Consider the following 15,689-nt stretch of genomic DNA (forward strand, 5'->3'; position numbering starts at 1 on the left):
GAGCAGTTTCCTGTCTAAGCGGAACTACAGGATCCTATTTGCCCTCCATTGCGCGTTTTTAGATGAAAACTGACAAATTAGCGAACACTAGTTCCCATAATTTGTGCAAACGTGCTTTTTCATGTAAATAACGGACTGTAGTTCCCTCCAAATAAAAAAAATGGAATCATGCTAAAAAAGCCATGATTCCATTCTTCTTATTGACTCAATACCTTCTGGGCCATTTTCGCCAGATCTTCAACATCTACTTTGCCATCGCCATTTAAGTCTGCTGCTCTAGCAATATTCCAGTCCGGGCTGCTGCTATTTTTCCCATAATGAGTAGCAAGGATTGCCAAATCACCAATTGAATATCTACTGTCATGGTTCAAGTCGCCATCCGAGACATAACCTTCAATGCTCACCGTAAGCTCAGCAAGCACGGCTTCTGTCTCCACCCCTTTTTCATCGGCCAAAATGGCTTTGAGCACCGAGATGTTTCCTGAGGAATTCGGAGAACCCTTCGCTTTCAATTGCAGCGTAACAAGCGGCGTTTCATGCTTGCTTCGATCATCTCCCCCGATATTCGCAAGCACCATGCGAACGCTGCCCTTGTGATCATCGACATAATGAACAACGGCAATAGCGTCTGCAGCCGAGTCTACCTTCTGCAGTTCGAACAAATCGGCCGGATACTTCAACGTAACATCTAATCCGTAGACCGAGTTTGTAACACTGGATACACCAAGCTTCACCGCGAACGTCGAACCTTCATTGACAAGGCTTGCTCCGTCTAACGTCATGTTCGGCTGTACCGCATCTTCCATCTCAGTCACACGAATGTTATCGAACGTTGCGTTAGCCTTGTATGTGCGAACCCCAATAGCACCTTCTGTGTAGGTACCGTCAACCGCACTAGCCACGAGCTTATCATCTACATAAACATCAATGTTTGGTCCCTTCGCTACAACCTTTAATCGATAAACCGTATCTACGGTGATCGAAGGGAGCGCTTGATTCGCCAGTTCTGTCCAATTGTTATTCAGTTTACCCAACTGTACTCGACCTGCTAATGTAATGCCCGCATAATATCCTTGCAAGTTATCCGTTCCAACTGTTGGATTATTCACTCTGAATATGACGCCGGCATTAGCTAAATTAGGGCTGGCACTCATGGAAATATCCGTTTCATAAGTGAAGTCCTTGAATTTCGTATCGTTAGCCACAGCTTTATAACCTTCACCGTTAATCACGGTGTAGTTGCCTTTAGCAGCACTCCACTCACCGCCATAGGTCGTCCAACCATCCGCATTCCGATCATCAAACGTATCAACAAAAGGCAGCGGATTATTCGCTCTATCTAGGAATTGCTTCGTGGCTGCATCCAGCGCAGCTATCGCTGTTTTAATGCCGTCAGCGGTAGTTTGTTCATTGTCATACGCAGCTTGTGCGTTTACAATGGCCGCTGAGAAAAGATTCACGACTTGCTGCTTATACTGTCCCGGTCCATCGCCTACAACGGCGTTATCGCGAAGTTGCTTCGCCGTTTGAATGCTGGTTAGGAGATCGGACTTATTGCTGCTCCCGATTAATTCCCTATGTGCTGCGGCAACGCGAGCGAAGTCAACCTTTTCCACTTTGCGGTCATAGCTTAATAATCCATTGATTTCGTATTCGACATCCGAGATTTGGGTGTATACAGCCGCACTAAGTCCAGGTTTATCTTTGAGTGTTTTGATCGTGTTAATATAACGAATATACTGATCCGTTAACTCTTCTTTCGTGTTCATCGCGAGTCCGGCATACACGGTCAAAGGACTGAATTCATGCCCTGGCACGCGAAGTCCTACGCCCCCATACTCGCCAAGCGTGGCTGCCCGATAGTCCGAAGGTGTCGGCGACTCAGGTGCTGGATACTTGTGCCAATCCAGGAAATGGCCTGCTTTGGACTCATTGGCCCCGCCTCCGGCATCATACCAACCGGTAACTCCATTAATGAGGCGAGTTGGATCTGCTTTTATCGCATGTGCAATTGCCTCTCGGGTATAGTCGCCACCATTGTCGAATTGCCCCCACCCTTCATTAAAAACAATATAGACAATGATGGAAGGAGAATTCTGCAATTGCTTAACCATTTCATCGAATTCTTTGTAATATTGCGGTTGAGCCGATACATCTCTGCTGGTTCCACTTGGCATGTCCTGCCAAACGAGAAGTCCCAACTTATCTGCCCAGTAGTACCAACGGGCCGGTTCAATCTTAATATGTTTGCGGATCATATTCATATCCATCCGCTTCTCGGCTTCAATATCGAATTTCAATGCCTCGTCCGTTGGCGCTGTATACAGGCCATCCGGCCAATACCCTTGATCCAAAGTTCCCATTTGAAAAACGAATTTCCCATTCAGCAATGGGCGTTGGATGCCATCGACTTTTCCCAATTTCACTTCTCGCATTCCAAAGTAACTGTCAACGTTATCGATGATCGTTCCGCCATCCTTCAAAGACACTTTGAGATCGTAGAGAAACGGATCGTCCGGTGTCCACCATCTCGCGTTCGGTACCGGAAGCTGCAATTCAGTGCCAGCGTTTCCGCTAACGCGACCGACTTCAACGCCATTTTTTAGTGCTATAGCCTCTACGGTTTTACCTGTCCCATTTACCGCATCAACGGTCAGCTTCAACTGGCCATTCCAGATATCCGGCACCATATTCATCCGGTCAATGCTTGCGCTAGCGACAGGCTCCAGCCAAACGGTTTGCCAGATCCCGGACACCGACGTATACCAGATGCCTCCTGGTTGTACAACGGTTTGCTTTCCTTTGATTTGATCCCCTTGGGTATCCGTATAATCGAGTACGTGAACAATCAATTCATTTTCCCCGGGTTTCAACTGACTTGTTATATCGAAACTGAATGACGTGTAGCCGCCTTTATGGCTTCCTACCTTTGTTCCGTTCACATAGACGTCCGTCTCGTAATCCACTGCGCCAAAATTCAACTTCACATGCTGGCCATTCCAATTTTGCGGCACCGTGAAATTTCGCTTGTACCACATCAGCTGCTCTTGGCGTTGAATGCCTGAAAGCCGGGACTCCACGGCAAACGGTACCGTGATGTTCTCCTTCAGCGTTTGACCTGTTGGAAGGGCGTCCCCTTGCTTGGCGGGCTGGAATTCCCATTTCCCGTTCAGGTTGAGCCACTCATCACGAACCATCTGCGGTCTTGGATAATCCGGCAGCGGATTGTTCGAATCGACTTGGCTTGCCCACGGCGTTTCAATCTGATAGGTGGAGTTATTTTTGATTGCAAGATAAAAATCTTTGAGTGGCTTGCTGCTTGCTGCATAAACAAGAGCGCCTCCTCCTGTATACCCGATATTGGCCATCGGGGCATCTTGATAATACATAGGATATTCAAACTCTAGCTGAATCGTTTTCGGATCACCTGACTTTAAAACCGCCGATTTGATCGGCCAATCCTTCCCGAGCACATTAGCCGAAAGTTGCTTGCTCGCATCGCTGCCTAGCTCCGCTAACGCCTCCGCAAATGTGAATTCGGCATGCAAACCATCAGGGAGAACCGATCCGGCAACAGGCCCGCTATTCTCAAAATCGGCAGGCAGCGTGAAAGCTGTTGCAGGTACGATTTGCTTCGGCACACTTGGGCTGCCCCATCTTAGATACAAATTGGACCCGCCGTCATTCTCGAAATACTCCACTTTAATGTCGTATTTCTTGCCGGCTACCAAGGCAATTGGACTGCTTGTTTGCTCCTTATCCCAGTCATTAACCCAATGATCAATGATTAGTTTGTTGTCGATCCATAGTCTGAAGCCGTTGTCACCAATCATCCAGAACGTATAATTTTCAGAGAATTCAGGTGTAATTTGTCCTGTCCATCTCACATTCACGCGATCGTTTTGCCCTACCAGCGTTGTGAATGCACCTTCCAATGAACTGAAATTAATGTACGGATCGACCACGGTCGTCACCAAGTTTTCAAACCTAAACTCATCGGGTCCGGAGTTCTTGTAATAATCAGCTTTTAACCCATAATTGGTTGCATTGGGATTGGAATCTGCCGCATGGCTTTTGGATAAACTATGCGGAAGAATCATACAGATCAGCATAGAAAAGATAAATAACTGCACAAGCCTTCTGGTCGTTTTCATTTGTACAATTCTCCTCTTTTGAATTACTGGATTTACAGGTTATAAAACGAGTCTTCTTGCATATGCCTCCTCTCCTTTTCAACTTGGCATTACCCTCAAATCAAAAGTGAGCGCATATCAAGCATATATGTCCATCTAGCTGTTTGTATTTACAGATTTCAGGCATTTCTTGTAATTTTATGGCAATCTATTATGAGGGGCACATCGCATTAGACCTGGCTGCCGTCTATTCAGACTGTTCGCTATGCAGTAACTACTCCCTCCCCCTGCGATTTGCATAAAAGTTGAACGAGGGTTTTGCTTAGAGGAACTAGGGTACTCTATTTGTAGGAAATGAGCTGTTTTCCTTACCGAGCGGAACTACAGGATCTTATTTAGCCTCCATGACCTGTTATTCGCGTAAAATTGGAAAAATAGTGGACTGTAGTTCCCTTTGAAATGGAAAATAGTAAATTTGCAGGAAATAGAGGACTGTAGTTCCCTTCCAAAAACTACGAGCAAGGATAGTGCAGCTTTCCCGCTATTTGCGCGGCACAGACGCGTTGTGGCTGTGTGTGACATTGGAAGAAATCCAATGTCAACCGTAAGCAATGGCCACTGCCATCGCTATATTGCATTTTGTGCAATATTAAGGCTCCAGATCGGCCGCTGTAGCCTTCTACGTTGTACAAAGTACAACGATTTGGGCAGGATAGCGCTGTTTTTGCGTTATTTGCATAGAATTCGTTGTACTTTGTGCAAGGAAGAGTGTGGTTGTGGGGGTTAAAGCTGTTCTATAGTGTACTTTCTACAACATAGACATGGGAGCGAGGGGCCGAGCGCTAAGCGGTAATGAGGCATGGGTATGATTACTTGGTGCGAGGCGAGCATGCTGAGCGGGTTAGTCTCTTGGCGCGATGCAATCATGCCAAGCAAATTGCTCACCTCACGCCAGGGGACAAAAAAGCCCAAGACAAGTGTCTTGGACTTTTTTCAAATAACTAGTTTCCTGCACTAGCAATAACAAACTCGAACGAGATCTCTTGATCAGCCGGAATCTGATATTCCTCGTGAACAGGAGCTCCCCAGCTGTCGTCGCCACCGACACCCATCTGTTTGCCGGCAACTGTTACAACCGTATAATGAACATCCGGCAGCTCCCAAGCATGGTCAGCATGCTCAAGCTCAAATGCCGTATAAGGAGACAAGTTGCATTCTACCGGGGCTTGCGGGTCAGCTTTAATCATAAGGCCATTCCCCTTCACATCCGTCACATTCACACGGCGAACACCAGTTCGATTACCGGATTCCTGCGGAACGAGGTACGGTGTCGGCAATTGATCAACCTGACGGCTGAAGATTCCTAAACGAGCTCCAAAGCTGCGATCGCTATAGTTCTCCTCAGGTCCCATTGCGTACCATTCGGACTGGTTATAATCAGCCGACATTTTGAAGGAAACGGCAAGTATCGGAAGATTCGGCAGACCTGCTGCTCCTTTGTAATTCGTGTGAATCCGAATGGTTCCATCCGCATGCACCGTATAAGCAATACGAACGCTGACTTCAGAGCTAATGCTGAATCTGTATTCAAAGGCAACCGTTGCCGAGCTTTTCTCTTGCTTCAACTCTGTGCTGACACATTTACGTGCCAGACTCGAGGCGTACCAAGCGCCGGCTGTATAGCCCATTGCGGTACCTTTATCGTTGTCTGTGGTTGCCCGCCAGAATAATGGAGCCGGGGGTATCGCAATCATCTCACGACCATGATATCTAAGCGAAACAAGCGATCCGACCTGCTTCGAGAAAATAACGGCGAATCCTTTCCCAGTGACACTGATATTGACGTCTCCCTCTACCACGTTGACTTCACCGGCAGGTTGTTCGTTTTGACCGGTTGCTTCTACGATGAAAGTGGATTGGCCAAATGCCGTCTCAAACCCGGCGTCAGCCCAAATCGCAGACTCTTTGAGCACTAATGAAGCCTGAATGCAATATTCGCCTGATTGCCCATTCACGTCTGGCAGCTCGATCGGAATGATGCTTTCACTCTGCGCTTCAACGGCAACATCCTTAAACCCATTACCAATTTCTATGCCTTCATGATAAAGGCGATATTCAAGCACATACGAATCTGTATTCACAAATAGATTTTCGTTAATTATTTTAATATGGCTTCTTGTAGGCTCCAACTTGATATTCTGATAAAGGAATTTAACTTCCTGCATCTTAGGCGTCAGCTGACGATCAGCGAATACCAGTCCATTTCCGCAAAAGCTGTAATCCGTAGGACGGTCTTGGAAATCCCCGCCATAGGCCAAAAACTCACGGCCATACCGATCTTTTTTCATAATCGCCTGATCGATATAATCCCAAATAAAGCCGCCTTGATACATCGGATATTTGTTTTCCAGCTCCGTGTACTTATGAAGCCCTCCGACGGAATTGCCCATCGCGTGCATATATTCGCAGCTGATATATGGTTTGCCAGGTTGGCTGTTGAGATATGCTTCAATGTCCGCAGGCTTGGCATACATTCTGCTCTCCATGTCGCTTGTAGCGTCATAATCACGATTATGGAATACGCCCTCATAGTGAACGAGTCGGCCTGGGTCCGTCTCACGGAAGTAGTCGGCTACATTCAAAATCACTTGACCGGCATACGATTCGTTTCCGCATGACCAGATGAGAATCGAAGGATGATTTTTATCGCGCTCGACCATCGAAATCGCCCGGTCAAGCACGATGTCCTGCCACTGCATATCGTTGCCCGGAATGTTCCACGAAGGCTCGACAGCCCCCATTTTTTGCCACGAGCCGTGCGTCTCCAAATTCATCTCGTCGATGACATAAACGCCATACTCGTCACATAACTCATACCATAAGGTCTGATTCGGGTAATGGGAAGTCCGGACCGCATTGATATTGCTGCGTTTCAGCGTTTGAATGTCCCACAGCATATCCTGCTTCGTGATGGCTCGTCCGCTGCGGCTGTTGAATTCATGTCGGTTTACACCTTTGAATACGATTCGCTTGCCATTCAAGCACATCAGCTTGTCTTTCATTTCAAAGCGACGGAAGCCGGTTTTCTGCACGATCGCCTCGACCAAATTTCCGTTCTCATCATAGATCGAGATACAAGCCGTATATAAATATGGATTTTCCGCACTCCATGGTTGAACAATGCCCGCAGCGAGGTTGAAAGACAGCTTTCCATTTCGGAATTCACCCGATTCTGTGAGAATCGCCTGCCCTTTGGCATCTTTTAATTCAAGTTTGGCACTCGCTGTTTTCGCATGAGCGTCTCGGAGGTCAAGATCAATTTCAAGCAATCCTTCCACATACGCATCATCCAAGTCTGCCTTTACGCGCAGATCCCATACGTGCACCTTAGGAACCGTATATAAGTATACATCTCTGAAAATACCGGATAACCGCCAGAAATCCTGATCCTCCAGCCAGCTTCCTGTACTTCTCTGATAAACCTCAACGGCCAGCTTATTTTCACCTTCGCGAATATAAGGCGTAAGATCAAATTCTGAAGGCGTAAAACTGTCTTCGCTATAACCGACGAATTCCCCGTTAAGCCATACGTAGAAAGCTGATTCAACACCTTGGAAGGAGATATAAACCGGTTTTCCTTTCATCGTGTCAGGGAGTTGGAAATTTTTCACATAGCTGCCCACGGGATTATGTTCTTGCGAGATGAATGGAGGACGCAGTGCCTCTACGCCATCCCAAGGGTACATCGTATTCACATACTGCGGCTGTCCCCAGCCCTGCAGCTGAATATGTCCCGGCACTTGGATATGTTCCCAACTGCTGCAGTTATAATCCAATTGATAGAAAGATTGCACACGGCTCGCTGTGTTTGGCGCGTAACTGAACTGCCAGCTGCCATTCAAGCTATGCCTCATGTCCATGGATGCGCCTGCTTCAGCAGCAGCCATCGATCGATAATAACGGTGGTCGGAATGAGCATCCAACCTGTTGACTCGAAATACACGCACATCTTGCAGCCAATCAAGGCTTGGTACCGATTGTTTCATGAATAATGCCTCCTGAGAAATAAAACTGGAATCACACCTCTATTTTGACTGCTATCAGCTCCTATTTTACTGAACCAACCATACCTGCAACAAATTGTTTTTGCATAAGGAAAAACACGAGCGCTGTGGGTATTGTAGATATGACAATGGCAGTCATAATGACCCCGAAATCCGGTGCGTAACTAGATCCTAAATTTGAAATCAATAAAGGAATTGTTCGTTTCTCCGGTGTTTGCAGCACGATAAGCGGCCACAAGTAATTGTTCCAACTGGACATGAACGTAATAATAGCTGCTGCTGAATATGTCGTTTTCATCGTTGGCATATAAATTCGGAAAAACAGACCTAATTCCGTTAACCCATCCATGCGTCCTGCTTCCAATAGCTCTCTCGGAAACATTTTTGTGCTTTGGCGAAAGAAGAAAATAAGAAAAGCCGTTGTAAAGGTTGGAAGAACGACGGCATTCATCGTGTTGATCCCGAGAAAAGGAACCGTCTTCGACAAGCTGGAGAACATTTGGTAAAGCGGAACCATCAATGCTGCGAACGGAATCATCATGGAGACAAGCAGCAAGTTAAACACGACGTCCTTCGCTTTACTCCGGTACACTTCAAAGGCATATCCAGCGAGCGAAGCAACGAGCAGTGCCAATATCGTGGTCGATAAAGAAATTTTAAGGGAATTCCACAGGGCAGGAAGGAGATTGATGGAATCAACCAGTTTGTTAAAGTTAGAGACAAAATGCGTACCTGGCAGCATTCTTCCCTGCGTGACATCCACAGAAAGATTCGTTGAACTAACGATCATCCATAGAAATGGAAAAATCGAAATCACGGCTACGACAATAAGGAAGACATAGACAATTGTGCGATTGAGAACTCTCATTATTTATCACCTGCCAATTTGATTTGAAGGACAGATAACACAATGATCATAGCTACAACCGAATAGGAAACTGTCGCCGCATAGCCAAAATCAGGTGTGTACTTGAAGGAAAGATTGTAAATATACTGCGATATGGAGAGGGTTGCATTACCTGGGCCACCCTTCGTAATATTCATGATCTCGTCGAACAATTGCAGGGTTCCGATCGTAGATGTAATCGACGTAAAAAGAACAATTGGTTTTAACATTGGGAACGTAATAAAGAAAAACTGTTTGAACGGAGAGGCTCCGTCGATGCGTGCTGCTTCATAAATCGAATTATCGATATTTTGCAAAGAGGAAAGGAAGAAAATCATGTTGTATCCTGTCCAGCGCCATGTAATGGCAATGATAATCGTAATTTTCGCCCAGAAGGGATCGGAAATCCATTGAATCGGTTGTGCAATCAAGTGCATTTTCACTAAAGCCAAGTTGATGAGTCCATCATTGCCAAATAAGTATTTGAATACGACGGAGTAGGCAACAAGCGAGGTAACACAAGGCAAGAAAATCGCTGTACGGAAAAATCCTTTGAAACGAAGTTTGCTATCGTTCAATAAAACGGAAATCATCATCGCGAGAACGATCATAATCGGTACCTGAATGATTAGATATAGAAACGTATTTTTTACGGCTGTGAAAAACGTTTTATCACTCAACAGACGCTTATAGTTGCTGACGCCATTGAAATGCAGATTAGCCCCTGCGCCGGTTTTAAACGACAGCAGCAGCGCCTGAATCATGGGATAGAAGTAAAACAAACAAATCATCAATACCGCTATACCGATAAACACCCAACCTGTCAGTCTTACACGGTTACTCATCGAGTAGTTCAATTTATCCAGATCCTTCCTATATTGCATTTAAAAATCGAAACGCTGTCCCCCGCTTGCACCATCATGCAATTCGGGGGTCAGCGCCCTTAGGTTAATTGGAAAAACTTACTTAATTTGAGACTCCGCTTGAGACTGAGCATCACTTAGCACTTTATTGATATCCGTGCCTTTCAGGTAGTTCTGCATTTCTACTTTCAGAATATCTTCAATCGCATACGTATGCATGCCATAGTTTACTTTAGGAATTTGCGTCGTCCACGTTGCGAAATCGGAAATGACTTTTTGACCTCCGAAGAAATCATCCGGTTTCGTGTAAGCATCACCTTGTGCTGCCGGTTTGTACGTACCGATAACACCAACGTCTGTCACTAACTTCTGATACAGGTTCACGTCGGAACCGAGTGTTTTGCCAAGGAATTCAGCTGCCGCTTCTTTACCAGGATTGTTCAATACATACCATGAGCTGCCTCCAAGGTTTGATGCATGAACAGAACTTGGTGTATTTTTCAACTTAGGAAAAGGTACAACCGCCCATTTGCCGGATTGGTCAGCTTGCGACTTAATCGAAGGCGTAATCCAGTTACCTGTCGGTACACTCGCTACACTGCCGCTGTTGAAAGCTGCCAGGAAGGAATTCCAATCTGACGTGATCTTAACGATGTTAGCGGACATCAATTCTTTGTATGTAGCAAAAGCATCTTTCAAAGCTGCGTTATCTTTCAGGTCCGGTGTAGATCCGTCGCTTTTCAGATACCAAGCGCCTGCGGATTGAATCATCATACGGATTAATCCAAGGTCATTCGGATCTTGCGATAACAAATCCTTACCTGTTTTAGCTTTGACCGCTTTACCGATTTCAATCAATTGCTGCCAGTTAATATCCTTCAAATCATCCAGTTTATAGCCTGCTTGTTGTAAATAATCAGAGCGAACATATAAACCTGTCACACCGGAATCAAATGGAAGGCCATATTGTTTGCCATTTAAGCTTGTTGGACCGATTTTGTAATCTGCGAAATCGGATGCTTTGATGGATGCCGACAAATCTTGAAAGGAATCAGGATACGTTTTCAAAAAGCTTTGTGCACGATAATCTTCAATCAGTACAACATTCGGTAGACCGGTCGTTGTTCCAGAGTTCAAGCCTGTGTTCAACTTTTGAATAATATCATCTTGCGCGTATTCAACAATGTTTATTTTCACGTCAGGATGATCTTTGGCATAAGCCTCTTGTGCCAGCTTCATCGCTGCAATGTTGAAATTCTTATCCCAGGCCCAGACCGTAATTTCCTTCGCTGCTCCCTTGTCTGTTCCAGTTGGAGTCCCTGTCGCTGTTCCAGTCGTGTCTGGTGCTTTGCTTGAGCATGCAGACAACAGCAAAAAACTAGCCAATAAGATGGTTGAAACTTTCTTTTTCATGTGCGCCCCCCGTGTAGTTTTGATTTTTTGAAAATGCTTTCTTTTAAAAGAATAGCATCTCGGAAATCCCTTCTGTTAGAAAAAAATTTGTCATAATTAGCGAAATTCTTGTGTATTGTATCCGCTATCATAATGACCCTTTTGGTACTTTATTTATAATTTGTACTTTCTTTAGATTTCTATACATGGGGGGACTTGCTAAGTTCGCCAGGGAAGACTAATGGCAATTTTTGTTCCTTGTCCAAGCGTGCTCGTAATGGAAACTCCATATTTATCTCCGTATAAAAGCAGGATGCGATCATGCACGTTGCGGATGCCAATCCCTGTAAAAAGCTGTCTCGCGCTCGTTGAAGTACGCTGCTCGCTTTTCGCTTCCGCAAGGTCCATGCCATCGCCGTTATCCACGATTTCACAGTGCAGCGTATCCCCTTCTTTCGTGATGATGACATAAATATACCCCGTCGTTTTTTTATTAAAAGCATGAAAAAAAGCATTTTCAATAAATGGCTGGAGCATTAATTTAGGCACTTGCGACTTCAGACAGTCTGGAGAAACGAAATAATCCACCTTGATGCCATTTCCATAGCGCACTTGATTGATGAAGACATAATGTTTTAAATTCAAAAGTTCCTGCTCAACAGATATCGTGTCTTTCACATTACTAATCGTATTTTGCAGCAGAGAAATCAGGGCATGAATCGTGTCCGTGGCCTTTTCTTTACTCCCTTGTTGAACCAGAATATTAACGGAAGTCAGCGTATTATAGAGAAAATGCGGGTTAATTTGCTGCTGCAGCGCAGCTAACTCGGCCTTCCGCTGCTCCTCCTGTGTCTCCACCAGCTGGATTATATAATCGTTCAGCTCATCAAGCATATAGTTGTAAGCATTGCTGAGCTCTCTTGTTTCATACGAACCGGTCACCGCCATGTAGTTGAGAAAATTCTTTTTGGTGATGTTCGACATCTTCATGACAAGCGTTCTTAAAGATCGCGTTACTCTCCGAGTGATAAAATAGACAACAAGCACAGCCGTCAATACGATACCGGCGCCAATCATAAATAAGGCCTTCCTGTTGAGCATCTGGCCCAGTGTCATTTGCTTATCAATCACATTGACGAGATAGAAATCATACATAGGTAAATAATCCGCCAAAACGATGACGTCATGATTAAACAAAGTCATTTCTTGACTTGTCGCTTGAGATTGCTGGGCTTGCTTGGCGCTCGACAAGAGTTCCTCGGATATCGTTCCGATGGAGTCCTCTCTGTTGCTAGAGACAATTAAACCATTTTGATCCAAAATCATGACATCGTTGCCTTGACTCGTGAAGCTCGCATAGATTTTCTTAAAATCACTTTCTCTAATCATCATGTAGAGCGATCCGTAACCTTCTTTGCTTTCTGAAGAAAGCAGCGCTTTGGTGGCAACAATCCGATCTTCATTGGAGCCCCATGTTCCCGCCCTCATGAAGCTGTATAATATCCTGCCCGGCTGCTTCCATGTCTCTTGTGTTAGCGGGCTATTCTGGAGCTCCTTCGAGGAACCGGACCAGTAGGTGACGTCGCTCACGTAGCTCCTGCCATTCATGCCCAGGACGCTAATGCCAATATTTTTGGCCCCAATCCCGGACTGAATTCGCTTCATCTGATCACTCATGCTGAAATTCGTTTTGAAATTCGTTAACGAATCCGTATCCCCTTCCGTTAGAAAGCTTCTAATCGCACCGCTTTGCGCGACACTAATGGCAATATTTATATTGGAATAATGAATGGCGTCTAATCCCGTTTTGATCTGGTTGATAATTTTGGAATTGGTAATACTGAACGTTTGGACGAATAGCTTCTGCGACATTTGAACCGATACCCAAGAGGTCAGAATCGTGACGGAAATAATGCTTACGACCATCACAATAAACATTTTAGTAAACAGACTTTGATCGGTTATTTTTTTTGCCCATGCTCCCATTATGGTTCGTAGTCCCTTCGTTCTTATTTTTTGCGATAGTGACTTGGGGAAATTCCCATCAGCTTACGGAACACCTTCGTAAAGTAGCTGTGATCGGAGTATCCGACGAGATTGCTTATTTCTGAAATGGAGAGATTAGGGTTTTCGCGCAGCAGCGTACAGGCTTTATCTATCCGAATCCGGTTCAAATATTCATTAAAACCTTCTTTATTATGAACCGTGAAGTAATTGGACAAGTAGGAAGGATTGAAGTGGAAGTGTTTGGCGACCTCAGTTAATGTCAGTGGCTGTGAAAAATGTTTATCCATATACAATAAAATTTTCTGAATACCCGGAGATCCCGTCCGATTATCGCTGACGCATGATACAGCCTCATTCAAAAACTTTTCTAGCAAAAGAATAACTTCGCCAATATGCTCAGCCTCATGAATCGCGCGAAAATACTCGTATTTGCCTTCATCCAACGAACTTGCCTCATAGTGAAAATGCTTTAGCGTAACAATAATATTAAACAGGCTGTGGTCCAAAAAAGATTTAAACTCAAACATGTCGGTATCCAGTCTGCCATTCATCGAGTGAGTGTATGTACTTAGACGCCCAAAAGCCAGATCGAACTCTTGATGATTCAATTCTGCCGTGAACGCCTCCATATCAAAAGGAGCGCCTTTCTCCGCCTGCTTCTCCAATTCATTGACAATGAGAAGTCTGCGATCCGGTAGAAAAAAGCGGTGATCCAACACTTTCAGCATGTCATTGGTATAAATATCGTGCAGCTCAGATAGCTGCTCAAAAACATGGCTGAGCGCCACGACGATGGACATATGCCCTTTATCACCGGCTTCAAGCAGCTGCTGGGCGATCTGTACGGCGTCCTCTTGTGCGGAGTTGTCCAGATTCAGCAGGTAGCGAATATAGCCATCTTGATGCGAAAGGCGGCGTGTAGCGACGGGTCTATCCCTATTTTGAATGATCGCTTTCAGGGCCGCTTCTAACCATTCCTCATTTCGCGTCAGGGACACGGATTTATCCTGAACCACCGAGAGTAAGACAAAACTGGAATACGGAACGATCGCACTTAATTCATTTTTGTTATAATCAACGGAATAACCCGAAATCAGCTTGTCCAGGATGTAATCGACTGACTGCTTTTTCTCACTTTTCCACTCCGAATGTTGAAAAGCAGGAATCCGTTCTGCCGTTTTTTTCAGAACAGCTAGCATGGATACCGCGTCCAATTTGGGCTTTAACATATAGTCGGCGACACCGCTTTGAAACGTAGAACGCACATACTCGAATTCTCCGAAGCTGCTGAGCACCACGATTTCCATCTCCGGGTACAGGCCCTTGACGATTCTCGTCAACTCCTCGCCATCCATCACCGGCATGACGATATCGGTCAACACAATGTTCGGTTGGTACAAATGAACCATCTCTAGCGCTTCTTTGCCATTGGAGGCTTCACCGACAATTTGAAACCCTTCGCTTTCCCAATCCAAAAGATGCCGGATGCCTTGGCGCACCAACATCTCATCATCAACAATCAGAACCTTGCAATAAATCGTCATAACAGACTCCTTATCCAGATTTACATCATCTACCACTAGTACGACGTATTTTGTGCGATATCTTGCACGATTATAAATGAATTTATGGCTCCTGACGAGCGTTATGCTTACAGCATGAAATACTAGGATACCAACCTTTTTTGAAAAATGGAATATACGGATAACCGACTTCGTCATTCTATTAGGATGAGCGCGTTTGTTGAGTGAACTAAAAAGGGCTTATTTCGATGAAATAGCGCCCTGTAGTTCCCCCTGCGGGGGAGAAAACGTTGGAGGTTAATTTAGTTTGTTAAAATACCAGTAGGAGCGAATTTTTTGGGGGTGGAGAACATTTAGGCGCGCATTACGAAGACACTTGGCGTGAGGGTCCAACCTCAACTAGAGTTACTTTGGCCATCTCGATATACCTTTGAGGAACTACAGGCCGTTATTCTAGCAAATTCAGCCCATTTCCGCGTTCAACGGAACTACAGGGCCTTATTTACTTTTCTTACCCCATTTTATCTAAAAAAACGGACAAATAGAGGACCACAGTTCCCCCTCCGCGCGAAAAAAACCTATTTCGATGAAATAGAGCCCTGTACTTCCTCTCCGCGGAGAATCCGCTCAAGCGATAGCACAGTATTGCTTACCCCAGAACCCAAAACATATAAATTCCATGTCAAAAAGAGCTGATATGGCAGCTCTTGGATGTTTATCTGATTGATCGTAACTTCTTTCCGGACAGGGGCAGCAGGAATTGAACCCACACCAAAGGTTTTGGAGACCTTTGTTCTACCTTTAAACTATGCCCCTATAAC

The 15,689-nt window shown here is 45.2% G+C and carries 7 protein-coding genes and 1 tRNA gene; all 8 read right to left on the reverse strand.

Annotation, left to right across the window (positions count from 1 at the left end; genetic code table 11):
- Nucleotides 1-197: 197 nt before the first annotated feature.
- Entirely contained in the window at nt 198-4,154 is a 3,957-nt protein-coding gene (locus PCH02S_RS04575; protein WP_127450489.1) for a PA14 domain-containing protein, read from the reverse strand.
- A 980-nt stretch (nt 4,155-5,134) separates the two neighbouring features.
- Nucleotides 5,135-8,179 carry a glycoside hydrolase family 2 TIM barrel-domain containing protein gene (locus tag PCH02S_RS04580; RefSeq protein WP_127450491.1) on the reverse strand — a complete coding sequence of 1,015 codons (3,045 nt, stop codon included), beginning with the start codon at nt 8,177-8,179 and terminating at the stop codon, nt 5,135-5,137.
- 61 nt (nt 8,180-8,240) lie between these two features.
- Entirely contained in the window at nt 8,241-9,065 is an 825-nt protein-coding gene (locus PCH02S_RS04585) for a carbohydrate ABC transporter permease (protein WP_127450493.1), read from the reverse strand.
- Nucleotides 9,065-9,928, reverse strand: coding sequence for a carbohydrate ABC transporter permease (locus PCH02S_RS04590; protein ID WP_174806730.1), 864 nt, complete (start codon nt 9,926-9,928; stop codon nt 9,065-9,067). Before PCH02S_RS04590 ends, PCH02S_RS04585 begins: the two co-directional genes overlap by 1 nt.
- Nucleotides 9,929-10,045: 117 nt before the next feature.
- Nucleotides 10,046-11,359, reverse strand: a complete 1,314-nt coding sequence (locus PCH02S_RS04595) for an extracellular solute-binding protein (RefSeq protein WP_127450497.1) — start codon at nt 11,357-11,359, stop codon at nt 10,046-10,048.
- Nucleotides 11,360-11,557: 198 nt separating this feature from the next.
- Nucleotides 11,558-13,324, reverse strand: a complete 1,767-nt coding sequence (locus PCH02S_RS04600; protein WP_127450498.1) for a cache domain-containing sensor histidine kinase — start codon at nt 13,322-13,324, stop codon at nt 11,558-11,560.
- Between the two features lie 23 nt (nt 13,325-13,347).
- Nucleotides 13,348-14,889, reverse strand: coding sequence for a response regulator transcription factor (locus PCH02S_RS04605; protein ID WP_164819441.1), 1,542 nt, complete (start codon nt 14,887-14,889; stop codon nt 13,348-13,350).
- A 724-nt stretch (nt 14,890-15,613) separates the two neighbouring features.
- A tRNA-Trp gene (locus tag PCH02S_RS04610) sits at nt 15,614-15,684 on the reverse strand.
- Between the last annotated feature and the right edge of the window lie 5 nt (nt 15,685-15,689).

This window comes from Paenibacillus chondroitinus NBRC 15376, assembly GCF_004000765.1.
GTDB classification, from domain to species: domain Bacteria; phylum Bacillota; class Bacilli; order Paenibacillales; family NBRC-103111; genus Paenibacillus_E; species Paenibacillus_E chondroitinus.